The following is a 20,153-nucleotide window of genomic DNA, read 5'->3' on the forward strand; positions in this document are numbered from 1 at the left end:
GCCGCTGCGTAAACTCAGCGCGGGCGATCGCCTGATCAAGCCAACGCTGGGCACCATTGAATACAACCTGCCGCACACCAATCTGGTCCAGGGCATTGCCGCCGCCATGCACTATCGCAGCGAAGCCGATCCGCAGGCGCAGGAACTGGTCGCGCTGCTGGCAGAAAAAGGCCCGCAAGCCACGCTGGCGGAAATTTCTGGCCTGGATGCCAATAGCGAAGTGGTCACCTCAGTGGTGAGCGCTTACAACGCTATGGCATAATGCGCGCCCTTTAGTGGTTAACTCGGGCGCGCTTGCGTGCCCGCTGGCGGTAGCTGAACGATGCAGGCAATGATGGAAGAGAAGCAGGCTTTTGAAAACCGGGTGCTTGAGCGCCTGAACGCCGGTCGTTCGGTGAGAAGCTTCCTGATCGCCGCCGTTGAGCTGCTGACCGAAGCAGTTAACCTGCTGGTGCTGCAAGTGTTTCGCAAGGACGATTACGCGGTCAAATATGCCGTAGAGCCGCTGCTGCTGGGTAATGGTCCGCTGGGCGAACTCTCGGTTCGCCTCAAGCTGATTTACGGCCTGGGCGTGATCAACCGGCATGAGTACGAAGATTGTGAACTGCTGCTGGCGCTGCGTGAGGAGCTGAATCACGACATCAGCGATTATCGATTTACCGACGATGAGATCCTCGGCCCGTTTGGCGAATTGCACTGCGTGGCCGCCTGGCCGCCGCAGCCGGATTTCAACCGCGACGACGAGCAACTGCGCTCCATGCAGCAGCAGCGCTATCTGCAGATGGTACGTTCAACCATGGTGCTGTCGCTCACCGAGCTGATTTCACGCATTTCGCACAAGCAGGTGTTTAAAAAGCCGGCAGTGTAGGGTCGCCATTCATGGCGACCAGGCGAGCATGAATACGCGCCACGCTGCAAAACTGCGTAGATTTGTGTATCCTTTGCCTGTTTTCCTTAACGAGTTTTCCCCCAATGAAAGAACAAGAAAAAGCCGAGATTAAACTGCTGAGCGATCAGCTCGATGCGCTCAACCGCAAAGAAGCCCCGCTGCTAGCCTCTGGCGATGCCGAAAAGCTCGGTGAACTGCTGCGTGAAAAAGAGAAGCTGGAGCTGGAAATTGAGCGCCTGCGCAGCGTCCGCACTGAGAAGCTGAGCAAAGAAGCGCAACAGCTGCAGAAGCTGGGCTTTAGCCGCGAAATCACCAAGAAAGAACAGGCCAACATGGGCGCATTTAAGAAAAGCGTGCGCGGCCTGGTGGTGGTACACCCAATGACCGCGCTCGGACGTGAGATGGGACTGAAAGTGATGACCGGCTACGCCAAGCAGCCGTTCTAATCTTGACTTACGCGGCGTGTGAGACGTCGCGTAGGATGCCAGCCGCCTGATGAACTTGTTCATTCAGACTGTCCAGCAAGGCATAGCGACGGCGATACTCGGCGCGCTTCTTGCTGGCAATCTCTTCCAGATCTTTACGCTCCGCGCGTAACGGCAACGCAAACAGCTCATCAGTACGCGCCACGCCACCCAACGACAACCAAAACTCGCTGTAGCTGGCAAAAAACTTGTCGCCTTTACTGTGGCGGTAGCGCAGGCTGCGGAACACGTGTGTGGTATCGCCAACGGCGGTGATCGCCTCAACGCCACACTGTTGCGCCAGATTAAATACCGCTTCCATTAGCAAACGTTTCGGGAATACGCCGTGTGCCGCTTTCGTGGCATCGCGAATCACATCGTTGGAAATATGTTTACGCGGTCCCTGCAATCCACCAATTAATAAGGTGCGCTTGTTCTGTTCGCGAATAATTGAGAAAGAGAGCGAAGCAATTAACTGCGTTTGATAATGCAGCTCCAGGGTAATTTCACCTTCACGGTCAAAACGTCCTGGACAGCAGTGAATCACAAACGCCTCGTCGTTTTTGCCGCTCAACGTGGCCAGCAAATTATCGCCCGGACTCTGCAACAACTGGCGCAGTGCCGTATTCTCTAACTGCTCCATCAAGGTGTAGTGATCGATGATAGCCTGCGCACGTTGCGCCACGCTGAATCCCGCACGCAGATAAGGACGATGTGGCTTGGCCGGCAGCAAACCTTGCATGGTCAACAGCTGCGGTAGCGCAGACAATTTCGTTAACTGCTGCAGATAATTAAAGGTCGTCACAGGAAAGACTAGTGACCTTAAGGCAAATTTCGCGCGAAAACTTCCGCTATTCCATAATTTATTCGGCCTGAACTTTCCGCTTATTAATGGCAAAAACAGCGGCGCTGACGAATCATTATTCGTCACAGAAGTTGTGATAGTAGACATGATTATTTAGGCTTAGCGAGACAAATTGTCGCTACTATATGCCCCAAATTATCAACGGCAGGTTAATAAGCTTTCGCCGCGCAATAATCGTACGCGTGAATATTCAGGTCGTTTAGAAAGGGTTTAAAAAAGACGAAAAAAACCGGTGAAATCATCACCGGTTTCATGTTGCGGCTTTAGCCTGAACTTACTTCGCAGCAGCGAAACGCGCTGCAGCTTCGTCCCAGTTCACCACGTTCCAGAATGCTTTGATGTAATCAGGACGTTTGTTCTGATACTTCAGGTAGTAAGCGTGTTCCCACACGTCCAGGCCGATGATCGGAGTGCCTGAAACGCCAGCGACCGCTTCACCCATCAGTGGGCTGTCCTGGTTTGCGGTTGAAACCACAGCCAGTTTGTCGCCTTTTTTCACCAGCCACGCCCAGCCTGAACCGAAGCGAGTGGTAGCGGCTTTCTCAAACTCAGCCTGGAAAGCTTCAACGCTACCGAAATCTTTTTCGATGGCGGCTTTCAGGTCGCCCTGCAGCGAGGTGCCCAGTTTCAGACCTTTCCAGAAGAAGCTGTGGTTAGCGTGGCCGCCTGCGTTGTTACGCAGTGGACCTTTTTTGTCTGCTGGCAGCTGATCCAGTTTAGCGATCAGTTCTTCAACCGGCAGGTCAGCGAATTCGGTACCTTCCAGCGCAGCGTTAGCGTTGTTAACGTAGGCCTGGTGGTGTTTAGAGTGATGGATTTCCATCGTCTGCTTGTCGAAGTGCGGTTCCAGTGCGTCGTACGCATACGGCAGGGATGGCAGTGAATAACTCATGTTCTTCCTCTCCATTTTAGTGTTTTGCAGCACCACCTCACTGGGCGTGCCGCGTAAGCAGTCGGATCATTATAGTTAAAAACATGATCCGTAAAAGGGTTATCAATGCCTTAGAATTGATAAGGATTTGATGAATCTGGGAAAAGGTGCGCACGCACGGCTACACCTTGTGGCTGCTGGCGCGCAGTTTAAGCTGCACTGGCAGCTCATTGATGGCTGGCGGTTCATCGCCTTTGAGCGCCGCCAGCAGACGTTTACCCGCCGTGCGCCCCATCTCTTCATACGGCAGCACAATGCTGGTCAGCGGCGGCGAACACACTGCCGCTAACGGGCCGCCGCCGATGCTGGCAATCGCCAACTGGCTGGGAATCGCAATCCCCGCCGCATGGCACGCCATGATGGCACCGCAGGCCACTTCATCGCTGGTGCAAATCAGCACATCCAGCTCTGGCCAGGTAAGCCGAATTTCTGCCAGCAAGCTGTGCCCGGCGGCAAAGGTTGGCATTTTCGGCGATGTCACCACGCGATGCGGCGCCTGATTCATCGCCAGCATGCCGCTGTGCCAGCCATTCAGCAGCTGGCGGAAGATGGTGTTATTACTCTGCGTGCACAACAAACCGAGATTGCGATAACCGCGCTCGACCAGGCTTTGCACCAGTTGGCGAATCGCTTTGGCGTAATCGACACCAATGCTGATCCCCGCCGAATTCGGATGCACACCGCCAATATCCATCACCGGCAACCCGGAATTGCTCAGCAGACGATGCGCTTCGGCGGCGTTATCGAAATTGAAATGCACCATCGCCGCCGGATTATAAGAGAGCAGCATTTCGATCAGCTCGCTCTCTTCCGCAGCCGAATGATTGGCTTCCGCCAGCATCATGTTATAACCCTGCGGCCGCAGCACTTCCTGCAGCGCTTCCGACACAATCGCACTGCCCGGCGTGGCAAACGACGGTACCACCATGGTGATCAAGCGTGATGTCGCCGATGCCAGATTACTTGCCTGCACGTTCGGGACATAGGAGAGCTCAATCACCGCCGCATCGATTTTGGCGCGAATTTCAGGCGACACTTTTTCCGGCATGCGCAACGCACGCGATGCGGTCATGGTGCTTACGCCCACCAAACGGGCAACATCGGCTAAAGTACTTTTGCCGGTACCGCGCCGTTTTTTTTCTGTCATGCGATCTCCTGCATTACTCGCTACTTTTTTGCCAGGACGCAGCTTAAAACCAAATCTGTTAACGCGCCATGTGAAAAACCACAGTTTCGGGCATCCCTCACCCCGCGATCTTTTCAGAATGATTGAGCATGTCAGGTGCTTGCAACGAAGACAAACGCGCAGCAAGGAAATGTTAGCGATAACACGTTTTTTAACAATAACGGTGTTAGCGCTAACTTTTGCGACAATCATCACAGAAAACCGCTGAGAAAATAACCTACATTGCACCCCATCGACGAATAAACAGGAATGACTGATGCTCACTCAATGGCTAACACCGCAACATATTCGTGTCGTAGAGCAGGTTAGCGACTGGCAGGAAGCGGTGCGTTTATCCGCCGAACCGCTGCTGGCCGCTGGTGCCATCAGCCCGGCTTATCTCGATGCCATCTTCACCTCGCATGCCGAACTCGGCCCGTATTACGTGCTGGCGCCGGGTCTGGCGATGCCACATGCCCGCCCGGAACAAGGCGCGCGCAAAAACGGCCTGTCGCTGCTGCATGTGAAGAATGGCGTGAGCTTTCAGGCCGATGAAAACGATCCGGTTTATGTGGTCATCATGCTGTGTGCGGTGTCTGGCGACGATCATATTCAAATGATCACCGCATTAGCCGACGTGTTCAGCGACGAATCCCGCCTGCAGCAGTTGCTGTCGGCTTCTACCCTGTCAGCGATTGAAGCTGTCATTGAAAATAAATAACCAGAGAACCCTATTATGAAAAAAGTGCTGATTGTGTGCGGAAATGGTTTAGGCAGCAGCTTCATTGTTGAAATGAACGTGAAGAAGATTGTGGCGGAATTGGGTAAAGAAGCCGAAGTGGGCCACACCGATTTAACCTCAGCGAAATCTGAACAGGCTGATTTAATTATTGCCGCGAAAGATATTGCCGATCAATTAGCTGGACACAGCGCGAAAGTCGTTGGCCTGACTAACCTGCTGGATAATGCAAAAATCAAAGAAATAATCGCTGAAAACATTTAATAACCTTGTAAGGCAAGTACACGCTACTTAATACGGAGTAGGTTATGCTGCAATTTATTATAAAGGATGTTCTTGGAACACCCGCAATACTTGTCGGCCTTTTTTCCCTGTTTGGTTTATTACTGCAAAAGAAACCGGTTTCTGATGTTATTTCCGGTACGCTTAAAACCATCATGGGTTTTGTTATTCTCATCGCCGGGGCCAATTTAATTGCGGCCACATTAACCATCTTCAGCCAGCTGTTTGAGCACTCGTTTAATATTCAGGGCGTGGTACCCAACACCGATGCAATGGCGGCGCTGGCGCAGAAGAGCTACGGCACCGAAACCGCCATGATCATGGTGTTCGGTATGCTGGTGAACATCTTGCTGGCACGCATTACACCGCTGAAATACATCTTCCTGACCGGTCACCACACGCTATATATGTCGGCGATGCTGGCGGTGATTCTATCGGTAGGCGGCATACACGGCTTCTGGCTGGTGCTGATTGGTTCGCTGATTCTCGGCACCATGATGGTGGTTTGCCCGGCGATTCTGCAGCCGTTCACCCGCAAAATCACCAATTCGGACGATCTGGCGCTCGGCCACTTTGGCTCAACCGGTTATCTGCTCTCCGCGTTGGTCGGCAAAGTGGTCGGTAAAGGCAGCCCATCGATTGAAGAGCTCAAGGTGCCGAAAACCCTCAACTTCCTGCGCGACTCATCGGTAGCGATTTCGCTGACCATGATGATTCTGTTTATCGCGTTGGTTCTGGTTGCGGGCAAAGCGTTCACCGAAAGCATCAGTGGCGGCCAGAACTACATTGTGTTCGCCATCATTCAGTCGATTACCTTTGCTGCTGGCGTCTACATCATCCTCGCCGGTGTGCGTATGGTGATTGCGGAGATCGTGCCGGCCTTTAAAGGCATCGCCGATAAGCTGGTACCCAACGCCAAACCGGCGCTGGATTGCCCAACCGTATTCCCGTTCGCACCAAACGCGGTGATCATCGGCTTCCTGTCGAGCTTCTCCGCCGGTTTGATCAGCATGTTCTTGTGCCCGCTGTTTGGCCTGAGCGTCATCGTTCCGGGTTTGGTGCCGCACTTCTTCTGCGGTGCAACTGCGGGCGTCTACGGCAATATCACCGGCGGACGTCGTGGCGCAGTGATTGGCGCATTTGTGCAAGGCCTGCTGATCTCCTTCCTGCCAGCGATTCTGCTGCCGCTGATGGGCGACCTCGGCTTTGCTTCCACCACCTTCGGCGATGCTGACTTCGGCATTGTCGGTATCGTGCTCGGCCACATTATTTCGTTCTTCCATTGATGTCATCAACAGCGCCTGCGGGCGCTGTTTTTGTAATGAGGAAATAAGTTATGCAAGCCAAATTTTCCCCCTCCTTAATGTGCATGGATCTCACGCGCTTCCGCGAGCAGGTCGAAGCGATGAATAGCACCGCCGCCTTTTATCATGTCGATATTATGGATGGCAGCTACGTGAAGAATATTACGCTGTCGCCATTCTTTATTGAGAACCTGCGTAAAATTACCGATGTGCCGATTGACGTGCATTTAATGGTGAATCATCCGGAAGACATTATTCCGATGTGCATTGAGGCGGGCGCCGATATTATTAGCTTCCACCCGGAAACCGCCAACAATAAAATCTTCCGCTTGCTGACGCAGATTAAAGACGCGGGCCGTCGCTGCGGCGTGGTGTTAAATCCGGCTACACCGGCAGAAAGTATTCGTGAATATGCGCATCTGCTGGATAAAGTGACGGTGATGTCGGTGGATCCGGGCTTCGCCGGCCAGACGTTTATTCCGGAAACGTTGAATAAGATTCGCCAGCTGATCGCCATGCGCGAGGAGCACGGTTATCACTATCTGACCGAAATTGATGGTTCGTGCAATGCGCGCACCTTTAAACAAATCGCCGCTTCCGGCGTCGATGTGTTTATTGTCGGTACGTCAGGATTGTTTAATCTGGATGACGATGTGGCGCAGGCGTGGCAGAAGATGGAGAGCATTTTCGCCGAGGAAACCGCAGCGTGATACCTCGTAGGGTCGCCATTCGTGGCGACCTCATTCATTACCGCACCCTATCCACAGCGACCGTTTTACCGCCCCAACTCACTCAACGACTTATCCAGCGCGCCCACCAGCCAGTCGATATCCGCTTCCTGGAACGCCAACGGCGGACGCAGTTTCAGCACGTTGCCGTAAGGCCCCGCCACTGACGTCAGCACGCGGTGTTCGCGCAGTTTTTCGATCAAATCCAGCGCCAGCGTTTTGTCCGGCGCTTTGCTGGCGCGGTCCTGCACCAGTTCGAAACCAATAAACAGACCTGCACCGCGCACATCGCCAATCGAATCATGGCGATCCATCAGTTTCTGCAATTCACCTAATAGTTTTGCGCCCACCACGCGGCTGTGCTCCTGCAAGCCCTCTTCCTTAATCACCGTCAACACCGCTTGCGCGGCGGCCATCGCCACCGGATTACCGCCAAAGGTGTTGAAGTAAGGAATTTCATCGCTGAACGCGGCAAGCACATCGCTTTTCGCCAGCAAACCTGAAACCGGAATGCCGTTGCCCATTGGCTTGCCGGTGGTAATCACATCGGGCACCACGCCGTGACGCGCAAAGCCCCAGAACGCATCGCCGGTACGGCCAAAGCCCGGCTGCACTTCATCGGCGATGAAAATCCCGCCGTTGGCATGCACCACATCGACCGCTTTTTGCAGGAAGCCGCGCGGGTTCGGCAATACGCCATCGGAAGAGAAGATGGAGTCAGCGAGGAAGCCGGCAAACTTAATGCCGTGCGCTTTCATATCGTCGATCTGCTTTTGGATTTCATTGGCAAACCACTCGCCGAGATCCGGCGCATTCACGCGATAAGCATCCGGCGGTGAAACCAGACGCGTGGTTGCCGCCAGCGGCTGTCCGCTGCCGAGCGCGGGTGACACGCCTGACGTAAGATCGCTGGTGCCGTGATACGCCTCCTGCGACACAATAATGCCGGTGCCGCCGCTGAAAGCACGCGCCACGCGGATCGCCAAATCGTTGGCTTCCGAACCGGTACACATATACATGGCGCGATCGATGGCATCCGGCGTGGTCGCCAGCAGCTCTTCGGTGTAATCGAGAATACGTTCGTGCAGATAGCGCGTGTGGGTATTCAGCATCTTCATTTGCTGATTCACCGCCTCAATCACCGCCGGATGGCAGTGACCAATGCTCGCCACGTTGTTGTACACATCAAGATATTTATCACCGGCGGCATCCCACACATACTGCCCTTCGCCGCGCACCAAGTGCACCGGCTTGCGGTAAAACAGGCGATACGACTCGCCCAACACTTTGCTGCGCTTGTCGGTGAGCTTGCGGGTTGCCGCATCCAGCCCGTCGGCGTGCTCAGCACGAAAACTGTTGGTATCCATGATGGTAGAACGTGTAGCCATGGTAACTCCCGTTGCGAAGGTGAAAGGGGTACATGCGAAATCGCCGTTTGCCAATATCATGCCTGCTTTGGCGACAAATGCAACCAAATACACAAATACAACCAAATACACATGACGGCATCATGACACTCAGGTAAGCTTAGGCCCAGGTTGAACACGCCACAGGGAAAAGTCATGCTGCAGGAAACCCGCTTACACCGCATTCGCGCGCTGCTGACCACGCAACATCAGCTCAGCACCGAACGCATCATCAACGAGCTTGGCATTTCGCGCGAAACCGCGCGGCGCGACATCATTGAACTGGAAGCGCAGGGATTGGCGCGGCGTGTACATGGTGGTTTGGTTGCCGTCGATAGCCAGCCGGAACCGCCATTACAGGTGCGCCGCAACGCGCAGGCGAAAGAGAAACGCGCGATTGCGGTTGCTGCCGCGCAGCATCTTCAGCCCGGCCAAACGCTGTTCCTCGATGCCGGCACCACCACCACCATGCTGGCCGAACAGCTGCGCAGCATGTCGGGTTTAACCATCATCACCAACAGTTTGCAGGCCGCGCTGGCGCTGAGCGCAGCGGAAGAGCATGAGACGTTGAATAATCAGGTGATTTTGCTTGGCGGCATGATGATGGCGGGCGCGCAGCAAACGCGCGGTGAGATGACGATCGGTGAAATTTATCGTTATCACGCTGATGTGGCGCTGCTTTCGCCGGTCGGCATCGATGCTAAAAACGGAGCCAGCAGCTTTCATCCCCATGAAGCGGCGATGGCCCGCGCCATGGTGCAGCAGGCGAATCGCACCATTTTACTGGCGGATCACAGCAAACTCGGCGTGATCAGCCGCACCGTTTACGCGCCGATTGCGGAAGTTGATCTGCTGATTTGCGACAGCGGCGCGGCAAAACCTGGCGCGCTGGCAGCGCTGCAACAGGCGTTGCCGCAGGTGCAGGTGGTTTAACGCAGGCGCTGCGGATGGCTGTAAACCGTGGCGCGGCCCGGTTTACTGAAACCGACCAGCGTGAGATTACAGCGTTCAGCCACCTCAACGGCGAGCTGCGTCGCCGCCGAAACCGCAAACAGTATCTCCACACCGCACATGGCGGATTTCTGCACCATCTCATAGCTGGCGCGGCTGGAAACCAGCACCGCGCCCTGCTGCCACGGCTGCTGGCTGCGATTTCCCAGCAATTTATCCAGCGCAACGTGGCGACCGACATCTTCATAGCCGCCCTGCAATTCGCCTTGCGGTGACATCCACGCCGCCGCATGCGTGCAGCCGGTGAGATTGCCGATCGGCTGGTAATCGCGCAGCTGCGCCAGGCCTGTATCAAGGTTTGCTAAATCAAAGGTTTGGCTGAATGGCAGCGGCTTTAGCGGCTTACCAATTTGATCAAGTTGCTCGACGCCACATACGCCGCAGCCGGTGCGTCCGGCCATCGCACGACGCTGCTCTTTCAGCGCCATAAAGCGGCGGCTGGAGAGCTCAATCTGCACTTCAACACCGTTACAGCCCGGCACCACATCGATGCCGAAGATTTCATCCGGGCGCGCAATAATGCCTTCCGAGAGCGAGAAACCTAACGCAAAAGCTTCCAAATCATTGGGTGTCGCCATCATCACAACGTGTGAAATGCCGTTGTAGACCAGCGCCACCGGCACTTCCTCGGCCAGCCAGTCAGTTTCCGCGAGGCTGATATCACGCCGCTGATGGACCTGCGCCTGCACCGCGCCTGAGATCTTATTCACATTAATATGACTTTCCTGCTCATTCTCTGTCACTTTTTTCGCCTCATACAACAACCTTACTAAAGTAGTGGTATTATTAGGTCGCTATTGCCGCAATATTCGTCGGGTTATTGTGACGCCCGATCCACTGCACCGCAAAAGTACAATCAATCATGTTGTAAGGATAATCCATGAACGTCAGCCGAAGAAAATTCTTCAAGGTGTGTGCTGGCGGTATGGCAGGGACAACGGCAGCGCTGCTCGGCTTTGCGCCAGAGGTAGCGCTGGCGGAAACGCGGCAGTACAAACTGCTGCGCGCGCGCGAGACCCGTAACACCTGCACTTACTGCTCAGTCGGCTGTGGCTTGTTAATGTACAGCCTCGGTGACGGCGCGAAAAACGCCAAAGAGACCATTTTCCACATCGAAGGGGATCCGGATCATCCGGTGAGCCGCGGTGCATTGTGCCCGAAAGGCGCAGGCCTGCTCGACTTCATCCACAGTGAAAGTCGCCTGCAATATCCGGAATACCGCGCGCCTGGCTCAAATAAATGGCAGCGCATTAGCTGGGACGATGCCTTTGATCGCATCGCGAAGTTGATGAAAGCCGACCGCGACGCTAACTTCGTGGCGCAAAACGCCGCCGGCGTGACGGTAAACCGTTGGCTCTCCACCGGCATGTTGTGTGCTTCGGCATCCAGCAACGAAACCGGTTACTTAACCCAGAAATTTACCCGATCGCTCGGCATGTTAGCGGTCGACAACCAGGCACGCGTTTGACACGGACCAACGGTAGCAAGTCTTGCTCCAACATTTGGTCGCGGTGCGATGACCAATCACTGGGTCGACATCCGTAATGCCAATCTGATCGTTGTGATGGGCGGGAACGCCGCGGAAGCGCATCCCGTGGGATTCCGCTGGGCGATGGAAGCCAAGATTCACAACAAAGCCAAAATCATTGTTATCGATCCGCGCTTCACGCGAACCGCATCGGTAGCCGATTTCTATACGCCGATCCGTTCGGGCACCGACATCACTTTCCTGTCGGGCGTACTGCTGTGGCTGCTGCAAAACGAAAAAATCCAGCGTGAATATGTGGAGGCGTACACCAACGCCAGCCTGATTGTGCGTGAGGATTATCATTTTGAAGATGGCTTGTTCAGCGGCTACGACGAAGCGAATCGCAAGTACGACAAAACCAGCTGGAACTACGAGTTGGGCGATGACGGCTTTGCTAAACGCGATACCACGCTGACGCACCCGCGCTGCGTGTGGAACCTGCTCAAGCAACACGTTAGCCGCTACACGCCAGAAATCGTTGAGCGCATTTGCGGCACGCCAAAAGCTGACTTCCTGCATGTCTGCGAACTGCTGGGCGAAACCAGCGCGCGCGATCGCACCACTTCGTTCCTTTATGCGCTCGGCTGGACGCAGCACTCGGTTGGTGCGCAGAACATCCGCACCATGGCGATGATTCAGCTGCTGCTCGGCAACATGGGCATGATTGGCGGCGGCATTAATGCGCTGCGCGGCCACTCGAATATTCAGGGCCTGACCGATCTCGGTTTGCTGTCGCAGAGTTTGCCTGGTTACATGACTTTGCCGTCGGAGAAACAAACCGATCTGCAGAGTTATCTCGCCGCCAACACGCCAAAAGCGCTGCTGCCGGGCCAGGTGAACTACTGGAGCAACTACCCGAAATTCTTTGTCAGCCAGATGAAAGCCTTCTTCGGCGACAAAGCCCAGAAAGAGAACAACTGGGGCTTCGACTGGTTGCCGAAGTGGGATAAAGGCTACGACGTGTTGCAGTACTTCGAGATGATGTCGCAAGGCAAGGTTAACGGCTATCTGTGCCAGGGCTTTAATCCGGTGGCGTCGTTCCCGAACAAGCGCAAAGTGATTGATTCACTGTCGAAGCTGAAGTTCCTGGTCACCATCGACCCGCTCAACACCGAAACCGCTACCTTCTGGGAGAATCACGACGAGTTTAACGATGTTGATCCGTCAAAAATTCAGACCGAAGTGTTCCGTTTGCCCTCCACCTGCTTCGCTGAAGAGAACGGTTCGATCGTCAACTCGGGACGCTGGCTGCAGTGGCACTGGAAAGGTCAGGATGCACCGGGCGAAGCGCTGAATGACGGTGAAATCCTTTCCGGCATCTATTCACGCCTGCGCAAAATGTACGCCAGTGAAGGCGGCGCGCTGCCTGAGCAAGTGCTGAACATGAGCTGGAACTACCTGACGCCAGAAAATCCAGCGCCGGAAGAAGTGGCGATGGAGAACAACGGTAAAGCGCTGGCCGATGTGTACGATGACAAAGGCACGTTGTTGGTGAAAAAAGGCCAACAGCTCAGCACCTTTGCCCATCTGAAAGATGACGGCAGCACCAGCAGCGGTTGCTGGATTTTCGCCGGCAGCTGGACGCCGGACGGTAACCAAATGGCGCGCCGCGACAACACCGATCCCACCGGTTTGGGCAACACGTTGAACTGGAGTTGGGCATGGCCGCTGAATCGCCGCATTCTCTACAACCGCGCCTCGGCTGACCCGCAAGGCAATCCGTGGGATCCGAAACGCCAAATCCTGAAATGGGATGGCGCGAAATGGGGCGGCATGGATGTGCCGGATTACAGCGCCGCCGCACCAGGCAGCGATGTTGGGCCGTTCATCATGCAGCCGGAAGGCATGGGCCGCCTGTTTGCGCTCGACAAAATGGCTGAAGGTCCGTTCCCGGAACACTACGAGCCGTTTGAAACGCCGATTAGTACTAACCCGCTGCATCCGAACGTGGTATCCAACCCGGCGGCGCGCGTGTTCAAGGACGATTTGGCATCGATGGGCCAGGCGGAGCAGTTCCCGTATGTCGGCACCACTTATCGCCTCACCGAGCATTTCCATTACTGGACCAAACACGCGCGGCTCAATGCCATCGCGCAGCCGGAACAGTTTATCGAAATCGGCGAGAAGCTGGCCAACAAGCTCGGCATCGCGCAGGGCGATACGGTGAAAGTGAGCTCCAATCGCGGCTACATCAAAGCCAAAGCGGTGGTCACCAAGCGCATCCGTCCACTCAACGTCGACGGCAAAATCGTCGATACCATTGGCATTCCGATTCACTGGGGTTATCAGGGCGTGGCGAAAAAAGGCTTTATCGCCAACACCCTGACGCCGTTTGTCGGTGATGCCAACACGCAGACGCCAGAATTTAAGGCGTTCCTGGTCAACGTCGAGAAGGTGTAAGGAGAACGAATATGGCTTATCAATCTCAAGACATTATCCGCCGCTCCGCCACCAATGGACTCACGCCTGCCCCGCAGGCGCGTAACCATCAGCAGGAAGTGGCGAAACTGATCGACGTGACCACCTGCATCGGCTGCAAAGCCTGCCAGGTGGCGTGTTCGGAGTGGAACGACATCCGCGATGAAGTGGGACATAACGTTGGGGTGTACGACAATCCCGCCGATTTGACCGCCAAATCCTGGACGGTGATGCGCTTCTCAGAAGTGGAGGAGAACGGCAAGTTAGAGTGGCTGATCCGCAAGGATGGCTGCATGCACTGCGCCGATCCCGGCTGCCTGAAGGCGTGTCCGTCTGAAGGCGCGATTATTCAGTACGCCAACGGCATTGTCGATTTTCAGTCAGAACAGTGCATTGGCTGCGGCTACTGCATCGCTGGCTGTCCGTTCGATGTGCCGCGTATGAATAAAGAGGACAACCGCGTGTATAAATGCACGCTGTGCGTCGATCGTGTCAATGTTGGTCAGGAACCGGCGTGCGTGAAAACCTGCCCAACCGGCGCGATTCACTTCGGCAGCAAAAGCGATATGCAGGCGCTGGCGGGTGAACGCGTGGCCGAGCTGAATACGCGCGGCTATGCCAACGCGGGCTTGTACGATCCGGAAGGCGTCGGCGGCACGCACGTGATGTACGTGCTGCACCACGCCGACAAACCGCAGCTCTATCATGGTTTGCCGGCTAACCCGAGCATCAGCCCGGCGGTGACTTTCTGGAAAGGGATCTGGAAACCGCTGGCAGCGATTGGTTTTGCCGCCACCTTTGCCGCCTCTGTGTTCCACTACGTTGGCGTAGGGCCGAACCGCGTGGAAGAGAATGAGGACGAGAACCTGCACGAAAAAGAGGAGCGCGAATAATGAAAAAACGCGATCGTCTGGTGCGCTACAGCGCACCGGAACGCATCAATCACTGGATTGTGGCGTTCTGTTTTGTGCTCGCCGCGCTAAGCGGGCTGGGTTTCTTTTTCCCGTCGTTTAACTGGCTGATGCACGTGCTCGGCACGCCGCAGTTGGCGCGTATCCTGCATCCCTTTATTGGCACGGTGATGTTTGCCGCCTTTATCATCATGTTCTTACGCTATTGGAAACATAATCTGATCAATCGCGAAGACCTGGTGTGGGCGAAAAACATCCACAAAATCGTGCAAAACGAAGAGGTCGGCGATACCGGCAAATACAACTTCGGGCAGAAGTGTGTGTTCTGGGCTGCTATCATCAGCTTAGTCTTGCTGCTGGTGAGCGGAATTGTTATCTGGCGCCCGTACTTTGCCGGTGCCTTTACTATTCCGCTGATTCGCATCGCGCTAGTGGTGCATTCGGTCTCAGCTGTGGCGCTGATCATGGTGATTATGGTGCACATTTACGCCGCGTTGTGGGTAAAAGGCACCATTACCGCCATGGTTGAGGGCTGGGTTCCGGCCGCGTGGGCGAAGAAACATCACCCACGCTGGTATCGCGAGCAGCGCCAACGCCAAACACAACAGGAAAAACGTCCCTGATGAGTATTCGCATCATCCCGCAGGACCAGCTGGAGAAAGGTGCAAAACTGACGGCGGAGCAAGTTCCGCCGTTACTTTTCCCCCTGCTGAAAAATCTGTATAGCCGCCGTGCGGCACGTTTGCGCGACCTGGCCGCGAAGAATCCGCTGGGTGATTACCTGCGCTTTGCTGCGGTGATCGCCGAGGCGCAGGAGATCGTGCTGTATGACCATCCGCTGCAAATCGATTTGCAACAGCGGCTGGAGCAGAGCGCCGAGCAGGGCAAACCGCCGCTTGATATCCACACCTACCCGCGCGATGCGCACTGGCAACGTCTGCTGCATTCGCTGATCGCCGAGCTGAAGCCGGAGATGAGCGGCCAGGCGCTGGCGGTGCTGGAGAATCTGGAAAAAGCCTCCACTACCGAGCTGGAAAATCTGGCGCATGCGCTGCTGGAAGGCGATTTCGCGCAGGTGAGCAGCGATAAATCGCCGTTCATCTGGGCAGCGTTGTCGATTTACTGGGCGCAAATGGCAGCACTGATTCCCGGCAAAGCACGCGCAGAATACGGTGAGCATCGCCAGTTCTGTCCGGTGTGCGCCAGCGTGCCGGTCACCAGCGTGGTGCACATGAGCGTGGGCCAGCAAGGACTGCGCTATCTGCACTGCAATCTGTGTGAAAGCGAATGGTATGTGGTGCGCAGCAAGTGCTCCAACTGCGAGCAAACCGGCGATCTGCATTACTGGTCGCTGGACAGCGAAAAAGCGGCGGTGAAAGCAGAGAGCTGCGGCGACTGCGGAACCTACCTGAAGATGTTGTATCAGGAAAAAGATCCGGCGGTGGAACCGGTGGCCGATGACCTCGCTTCGCTGGTGCTGGATGCCCGCATGGAGCAGGAAGGATTCGCACGCAGCAGCCTGAATCCGTTTATGTTCCCCGGCGACTAAGGATTCGCCCCGACGAAAATTCGCAACAACCTCGTAGGGTCGCCATTCATGGCGACCTTCTCAATGAACGCACAAATCCACGCAGCTCAACACGGAGGCGAACGATGAAACTGATTGGCAGCTACACCAGCCCTTTTGTACGCAAAATATCCGTCATTCTGTTGGAAAAAGGCCTGGTTTTCGAATTCGTTAATCACTCTCCGTGGACCGATGACAGCGATGTCCCGCAGTATAACCCGCTGGGCAAAGTGCCGGCGCTGATTGATGACAATCAGCTCACCTGGTTCGACTCCTCAATCATCGCGCAGGTGATTGAATTGCGCGGCGATGCGCCTGCGCTGTTGCCTGATGATGCGCTGCACGCGCTGCAAATCCGTCAGCTGGAAAAACTCGCCGACGGCATCAACGACGCTGCGGTGATGATCGTGCGCGAGCAAATGCGACCCGGCGATCAGCAATCCGAAGAGGTGCTGCTGCGCAATCGCGACAAAATTCAGCGCGGCCTTGATGCGCTGGAAACCGCCGCCGCACAGGGCGAATGGCTCAATAGCGGCACGCTGAATCTGGCCGATATCGCCACCGGCTGCATGATTGGTTACCTGAATTTCCGCCGCGTGCTGCCCAACTGGTGCGTGAATCGCCCGGCGCTGGTGAAGCTGGCCGAAAACCTGTTTGCGCGCGAAAGCTTTGCCCGCACTGTTCCGCCCACTCTCTAAGTCACCTGATGAAAAACCTGTACAGCCAATTACCTGCTATCGACAGCCTGCTGCGCGATCCGGCGCTGCAGCCGCTGCTGGCGCATCACGGTACCGCCTTTGCCACGCGCCAGCTGCGCAGCATGCAGCAGGAAGCGCGCGAGCACATTCAGCAGCATCAAACCTTGCCGGAATGGCACGTGAACTGGCCCGATGAAGCGCTGCGCCGCAGCCAGCAGCAGCAGCAAAGTGCGCTGCGTCCGGTGTTCAATCTCACCGGTACCGTGCTGCACACCAATCTCGGCCGCGCGCAGCTGAGCGATCGCGCCATCGATGCGGTGGTTAACAGCCTGCGTCAGCCGGTCACGCTGGAATATGCGCTGGATGATGCGGCGCGCGGCCATCGCGATCGCGCCGTCAGCGCGCTGCTGTGCGAATTAACCGGCGCGGAAGCGGCCTGTATCGTCAACAACAACGCTGCCGCCGTGTTACTGATGCTGGCGGCTTTAGCACCGGGACGCGAAGTGATTGTCTCGCGCGGCGAGCTGGTGGAAATTGGCGGTGCCTTTCGCATCCCCGACGTGATGCGCCAGGCGGGCTGCAAGCTGGTTGAAGTCGGCACCACCAACCGCACGCATCTGAAAGATTATCGTGCCGCGATCGCGGAAAACAGCGGCTTGCTGATGAAGGTGCACACCAGCAATTATCAGATTCAGGGCTTTACCCATGCGGTAACAGAAGCGGAATTGGTTGAGCTGGGTGACGCTTATCAACTGCCGGTGATCACCGATCTTGGCAGCGGTTCGCTGGTCGATATGACCGAATTTGGTCTGCCCGCCGAACCGATGCCGCAGCAGCTGATCGCTGCGGGCGTCAGTCTGGTGAGCTTCTCCGGCGATAAACTGCTCGGCGGTCCGCAGGCCGGCATTATCGTCGGCAAGCAGGCGCTGATTGATCAACTGCAGTCGCATCCGCTGAAACGCGCACTGCGCGTCGATAAAATGACGCTCGCAGCGCTGGAAGCCACCTTGCAACTTTATCGCCAGCCAGACACGCTGCGCGAAGCCCTGCCGACGCTGCGGCTTCTGACGCGTTCCTCGCACGATATTCTGCAGCAGGCCGAACGATTGATGCCGGCATTAGAAAAGACTTTTAGCAATGATTTTTCGTTGGCGATCGCGCCCTGTTCTTCGCAAATCGGCAGCGGATCGCTACCGGTTGAGCGTATTGCCAGTTTCGCCATCACCTTCACGCCACACGATGGTCGCGGCAGCCAGCTTGCCAGCTTGTCACAGCGCTGGCGCAGCTTAGCGCGCCCGGTAATTGGCCGCATCCAGGAAGGCAAACTGTGGCTGGATTTACGCTGCCTTGATGATGAAAGCGCGCTGATTCAGGCCATAGCGCCATGATTATTGCCACCGCTGGACACGTCGATCACGGTAAAACCGCGCTGCTACAGGCATTAACCGGCGTTGATGCCGATCGCCTGCCCGAAGAGAAACGGCGCGGCATGACCATCGATCTCGGCTACGCCTACTGGCCGCAGCCGGACGGGCGCGTGCTCGGCTTTATTGATGTGCCGGGCCACGAGAAATTTCTCGCCAATATGCTGGCGGGCATTGGCGGTATTCATCATGCGCTGCTGGTGGTGGCTTGCGACGATGGCGTAATGCCGCAAACCCGCGAACATCTGCAGCTGCTGAGTTTGGCCGGACAGCCGCCGCTCAGCGTGGCGCTGACCAAAGCCGATCGCGTGGATGAGGCGCGCATCGCGGCAGTCCAGCTACAGGTGGCGCAACTCACGCAGCAACTCGGCTGGCTGGCGGTACCGCAATTTGTCACCAGCAGCCACACGCAGCAAGGCATCGACGCGCTGCGCCAGCATCTCAGCACGCTGGCGCAACCGGCGTTCGACCCGCGTTACCGTTTTCGTCTCGCCATCGATCGCGCCTTCACGCTGAAAGGTACTGGATTGGTGGTCACCGGCACCGCGCTGACGGGTGAAGTGAACGTCGGTGATACCCTTTGGCTCAGCAGCCTGAATCAGCCGCTGCGCGTGCGTGCGCTGCATGCGCAGAACCAATCGGTGACGCGCGCGCAGGCCGGTGAGCGTATCGCATTAAATATCGTTGGCGATGTGGAAAAAGCGCAGATCGCGCGCGGCGACTGGCTGCTGTCACAGGCAAAAGCGGAAGGCACCACGCGCTTAAACGTGGCGCTGCGCTTGCTGCAGCCGCTGAAAAGTGCATCGCAGCCGATTCATATCCACCACGCCGCCAGCCACGTCACCGGACGCATCACGCTGCTGGCGGATGATGTGGCGGAAATAGTCCTGAACGAGCCGCTGTGGCTGGCGGAGAACGATCGGCTGATTATCCGCGACAGCAATGCACAGCACACGCTGGGCGGCGCGCGCGTGCTGCTGCTTAACAGTAAAAAGCGCGGCAAACGTCAGGCGGAGTATCTCGCCTGGCTGCAGCAGCTGGCCGCCGCACAAGATGATGACGCCAGCCTGCAGGCGCATCTGGCGTATCAACCGACAGAATTACGCGATCTGGCATGGGCACGCCAGCTTACCGAGCCCGCGCTGGATGCACTGATTGACAACACAGCGCCGGTACAGCTCGGTAACGCGCTAATGAGTGCTGCGCAGGCGGCACTTTGGCAGCAAAAGCTGCTGGAATCGCTGGCACATTTTCATCAGCAGCATCCCGAAGTGCCGGGCATCGGCCACGATCGTCTGCGTCGCGTGGCCATGCCGCATCAGCCTGCCGAATGGGTGCTAGCGCTGATTGATCAGCTGCTGGCGCAAGGCCAGCTGCAACAGCGGCAAGGCTGGCTGCATCTGCCCGATTTCGAACCGCGCTTCAACCCGCAGGAAGAAGCACTTTGGCAGCAGGTCGGCCCGCTGTTTGGCGACCAGCCGCTGTGGGTGCGCGATATCGCGCTGGCGCTGCAGCAGGATGAACAGGCGATTCGATCGCTGCTGCTCACTGCCGCACGGCTCGGACACATCACCGCGATCGTGCGCGATCGCTACTATCGCAGCGACCAGATCCAGATCTTCGCCGATCTGATTCGGAGCCGCGCCGCGCAGGATGGCAGCACCAGCGCAGCCGACTTCCGCAACCAGCTGGGCACCGGACGCAAAGTGGCGATACAGATTCTGGAATTCTTCGACCGCAGCGGCTTCACCCGCCGCCGTGGTAACGAACATCTGCTGCGCGACGCACGCCTGTTTCCCATCTCATCTGCATAAAATCTCTCG

General features: G+C 56.4%; 19 protein-coding genes and 1 pseudogene. 15 read left to right on the forward strand and 5 right to left on the reverse strand.

Annotated features, from left to right (window positions below; translation table 11 throughout):
• From RTM06_RS02695 to RTM06_RS02705, 3 genes and pseudogenes are all read left to right on the forward strand, one after another.
• Positions 1-262: pseudogene (locus RTM06_RS02695) on the forward strand (mannitol-1-phosphate 5-dehydrogenase); the annotation flags it as partial.
• Between the two features lie 60 nt (positions 263-322).
• Positions 323-868 (forward strand): mannitol operon repressor MtlR, encoded by a 546-nt coding sequence (gene mtlR / locus RTM06_RS02700; RefSeq protein ID WP_256697970.1) that lies wholly within the window; start codon positions 323-325, stop codon positions 866-868.
• Positions 869-972: 104 nt separating this feature from the next.
• A complete protein-coding gene (locus RTM06_RS02705) occupies positions 973-1,335 on the forward strand; it encodes a YibL family ribosome-associated protein (RefSeq protein WP_008104662.1) in 363 nt (120 codons plus the stop codon).
• 7 nt (positions 1,336-1,342) lie between these two features.
• On the opposite strand, the gene RTM06_RS02710 is transcribed toward RTM06_RS02705, so the two are convergent.
• From RTM06_RS02710 to RTM06_RS02720, 3 genes are all read right to left on the reverse strand, one after another.
• Positions 1,343-2,305 (reverse strand): VirK/YbjX family protein, encoded by a 963-nt coding sequence (locus tag RTM06_RS02710; protein WP_256697969.1) that lies wholly within the window; start codon positions 2,303-2,305, stop codon positions 1,343-1,345.
• A gap of 187 nt (positions 2,306-2,492) precedes the next feature.
• Positions 2,493-3,110, reverse strand: coding sequence for a superoxide dismutase [Mn] (sodA, locus tag RTM06_RS02715; protein WP_293795621.1), 618 nt, complete (start codon positions 3,108-3,110; stop codon positions 2,493-2,495).
• Between the two features lie 160 nt (positions 3,111-3,270).
• Positions 3,271-4,296: a LacI family DNA-binding transcriptional regulator gene (locus RTM06_RS02720; RefSeq protein ID WP_256697967.1), complete on the reverse strand. Its 1,026-nt coding sequence runs from the start codon at positions 4,294-4,296 to the stop codon at positions 3,271-3,273.
• Between the two features lie 295 nt (positions 4,297-4,591).
• Here RTM06_RS02720 and RTM06_RS02725 point away from each other — a divergent pair, with 295 nt between their 5' ends.
• The 4 genes from RTM06_RS02725 to alsE are packed head-to-tail and all read left to right on the forward strand — an operon-like array spanning position 4,592 to position 7,349.
• Positions 4,592-5,035 carry a PTS sugar transporter subunit IIA gene (locus tag RTM06_RS02725; RefSeq protein ID WP_008104669.1) on the forward strand — a complete coding sequence of 148 codons (444 nt, stop codon included), beginning with the start codon at positions 4,592-4,594 and terminating at the stop codon, positions 5,033-5,035.
• A gap of 15 nt (positions 5,036-5,050) precedes the next feature.
• Positions 5,051-5,317, forward strand: coding sequence for a PTS sugar transporter subunit IIB (locus RTM06_RS02730; RefSeq protein ID WP_008104674.1), 267 nt, complete (start codon positions 5,051-5,053; stop codon positions 5,315-5,317).
• Between the two features lie 44 nt (positions 5,318-5,361).
• Positions 5,362-6,621, forward strand: a complete 1,260-nt coding sequence (locus tag RTM06_RS02735; RefSeq protein ID WP_061719314.1) for a PTS ascorbate transporter subunit IIC — start codon at positions 5,362-5,364, stop codon at positions 6,619-6,621.
• A gap of 50 nt (positions 6,622-6,671) precedes the next feature.
• A complete protein-coding gene (gene alsE / locus RTM06_RS02740) occupies positions 6,672-7,349 on the forward strand; it encodes a D-allulose 6-phosphate 3-epimerase (RefSeq protein WP_256697965.1) in 678 nt (225 codons plus the stop codon).
• A 65-nt stretch (positions 7,350-7,414) separates the two neighbouring features.
• On the opposite strand, the gene RTM06_RS02745 is transcribed toward alsE, so the two are convergent.
• Complete coding sequence (locus RTM06_RS02745; RefSeq protein ID WP_293795614.1) at positions 7,415-8,755, reverse strand: aspartate aminotransferase family protein; 1,341 nt, start codon at positions 8,753-8,755, stop codon at positions 7,415-7,417.
• Positions 8,756-8,929: 174 nt separating this feature from the next.
• Between RTM06_RS02745 and RTM06_RS02750 the strand changes: the two genes are divergently transcribed.
• The gene (locus tag RTM06_RS02750) at positions 8,930-9,706 is read left to right on the forward strand and encodes a DeoR/GlpR family DNA-binding transcription regulator (RefSeq protein WP_293795612.1); all 777 of its coding nucleotides are present in this window, start codon (positions 8,930-8,932) and stop codon (positions 9,704-9,706) included.
• On the opposite strand, the gene fdhD is transcribed toward RTM06_RS02750, so the two are convergent.
• Positions 9,703-10,494, reverse strand: coding sequence for a formate dehydrogenase accessory sulfurtransferase FdhD (fdhD, locus tag RTM06_RS02755; protein WP_312179786.1), 792 nt, complete (start codon positions 10,492-10,494; stop codon positions 9,703-9,705). The two genes, RTM06_RS02750 and fdhD, sit on opposite strands and share 4 nt — an antisense overlap.
• 170 nt (positions 10,495-10,664) lie before the next feature.
• Here fdhD and fdnG point away from each other — a divergent pair, with 170 nt between their 5' ends.
• From fdnG to selB, 7 genes are all read left to right on the forward strand, one after another.
• Positions 10,665-13,712: a formate dehydrogenase-N subunit alpha gene (gene fdnG / locus RTM06_RS02760; RefSeq protein WP_312179788.1), complete on the forward strand. Its 3,048-nt coding sequence runs from the start codon at positions 10,665-10,667 to the stop codon at positions 13,710-13,712.
• 11 nt (positions 13,713-13,723) lie between these two features.
• Positions 13,724-14,623 carry a formate dehydrogenase subunit beta gene (fdxH, locus tag RTM06_RS02765; protein ID WP_312179790.1) on the forward strand — a complete coding sequence of 300 codons (900 nt, stop codon included), beginning with the start codon at positions 13,724-13,726 and terminating at the stop codon, positions 14,621-14,623.
• Positions 14,623-15,264 carry a formate dehydrogenase cytochrome b556 subunit gene (gene fdoI, locus RTM06_RS02770; RefSeq protein WP_008104688.1) on the forward strand — a complete coding sequence of 214 codons (642 nt, stop codon included), beginning with the start codon at positions 14,623-14,625 and terminating at the stop codon, positions 15,262-15,264. Before fdxH ends, fdoI begins: the two co-directional genes overlap by 1 nt.
• The gene (gene fdhE / locus RTM06_RS02775; protein ID WP_312179792.1) at positions 15,264-16,190 is read left to right on the forward strand and encodes a formate dehydrogenase accessory protein FdhE; all 927 of its coding nucleotides are present in this window, start codon (positions 15,264-15,266) and stop codon (positions 16,188-16,190) included. Before fdoI ends, fdhE begins: the two co-directional genes overlap by 1 nt.
• 104 nt (positions 16,191-16,294) lie before the next feature.
• Positions 16,295-16,906 carry a glutathione S-transferase gene (locus RTM06_RS02780; RefSeq protein ID WP_312179794.1) on the forward strand — a complete coding sequence of 204 codons (612 nt, stop codon included), beginning with the start codon at positions 16,295-16,297 and terminating at the stop codon, positions 16,904-16,906.
• 8 nt (positions 16,907-16,914) lie between these two features.
• Positions 16,915-18,294 carry an L-seryl-tRNA(Sec) selenium transferase gene (gene selA / locus RTM06_RS02785; RefSeq protein ID WP_312179796.1) on the forward strand — a complete coding sequence of 460 codons (1,380 nt, stop codon included), beginning with the start codon at positions 16,915-16,917 and terminating at the stop codon, positions 18,292-18,294.
• Entirely contained in the window at positions 18,291-20,144 is a 1,854-nt protein-coding gene (gene selB / locus RTM06_RS02790; RefSeq protein ID WP_312179797.1) for a selenocysteine-specific translation elongation factor, read from the forward strand. Before selA ends, selB begins: the two co-directional genes overlap by 4 nt.
• Positions 20,145-20,153 lie beyond the last annotated feature (9 nt).

Origin of the sequence: Pantoea sp. CTOTU46764 (assembly GCF_031974595.1) — a bacterium.
In the GTDB taxonomy this organism is placed as follows: Bacteria; Pseudomonadota; Gammaproteobacteria; order Enterobacterales; family Enterobacteriaceae; genus Pantoea; species Pantoea trifolii.

Coding starts and splice junctions, on each gene's coding strand:
- RTM06_RS02730 (WP_008104674.1), top strand. CDS start 5,051: ATGAAAAAAGTGCTGATTGTGTGCGGAAATGGTTTAGGCAGCAGCTTC.
- fdxH (WP_312179790.1), top strand. CDS start 13,724: ATGGCTTATCAATCTCAAGACATTATCCGCCGCTCCGCCACCAATGGA.
- RTM06_RS02710 (WP_256697969.1), bottom strand. CDS start 2,305: ATGTCTACTATCACAACTTCTGTGACGAATAATGATTCGTCAGCGCCG.
- RTM06_RS02780 (WP_312179794.1), top strand. CDS start 16,295: ATGAAACTGATTGGCAGCTACACCAGCCCTTTTGTACGCAAAATATCC.
- RTM06_RS02750 (WP_293795612.1), top strand. CDS start 8,930: ATGCTGCAGGAAACCCGCTTACACCGCATTCGCGCGCTGCTGACCACG.
- RTM06_RS02720 (WP_256697967.1), bottom strand. CDS start 4,296: ATGACAGAAAAAAAACGGCGCGGTACCGGCAAAAGTACTTTAGCCGAT.
- fdoI (WP_008104688.1), top strand. CDS start 14,623: ATGAAAAAACGCGATCGTCTGGTGCGCTACAGCGCACCGGAACGCATC.
- sodA (WP_293795621.1), bottom strand. CDS start 3,110: ATGAGTTATTCACTGCCATCCCTGCCGTATGCGTACGACGCACTGGAA.
- fdhE (WP_312179792.1), top strand. CDS start 15,264: ATGAGTATTCGCATCATCCCGCAGGACCAGCTGGAGAAAGGTGCAAAA.
- selB (WP_312179797.1), top strand. CDS start 18,291: ATGATTATTGCCACCGCTGGACACGTCGATCACGGTAAAACCGCGCTG.
- RTM06_RS02745 (WP_293795614.1), bottom strand. CDS start 8,755: ATGGCTACACGTTCTACCATCATGGATACCAACAGTTTTCGTGCTGAG.
- RTM06_RS02705 (WP_008104662.1), top strand. CDS start 973: ATGAAAGAACAAGAAAAAGCCGAGATTAAACTGCTGAGCGATCAGCTC.
- RTM06_RS02735 (WP_061719314.1), top strand. CDS start 5,362: ATGCTGCAATTTATTATAAAGGATGTTCTTGGAACACCCGCAATACTT.
- selA (WP_312179796.1), top strand. CDS start 16,915: ATGAAAAACCTGTACAGCCAATTACCTGCTATCGACAGCCTGCTGCGC.
- alsE (WP_256697965.1), top strand. CDS start 6,672: ATGCAAGCCAAATTTTCCCCCTCCTTAATGTGCATGGATCTCACGCGC.
- mtlR (WP_256697970.1), top strand. CDS start 323: ATGCAGGCAATGATGGAAGAGAAGCAGGCTTTTGAAAACCGGGTGCTT.
- RTM06_RS02725 (WP_008104669.1), top strand. CDS start 4,592: ATGCTCACTCAATGGCTAACACCGCAACATATTCGTGTCGTAGAGCAG.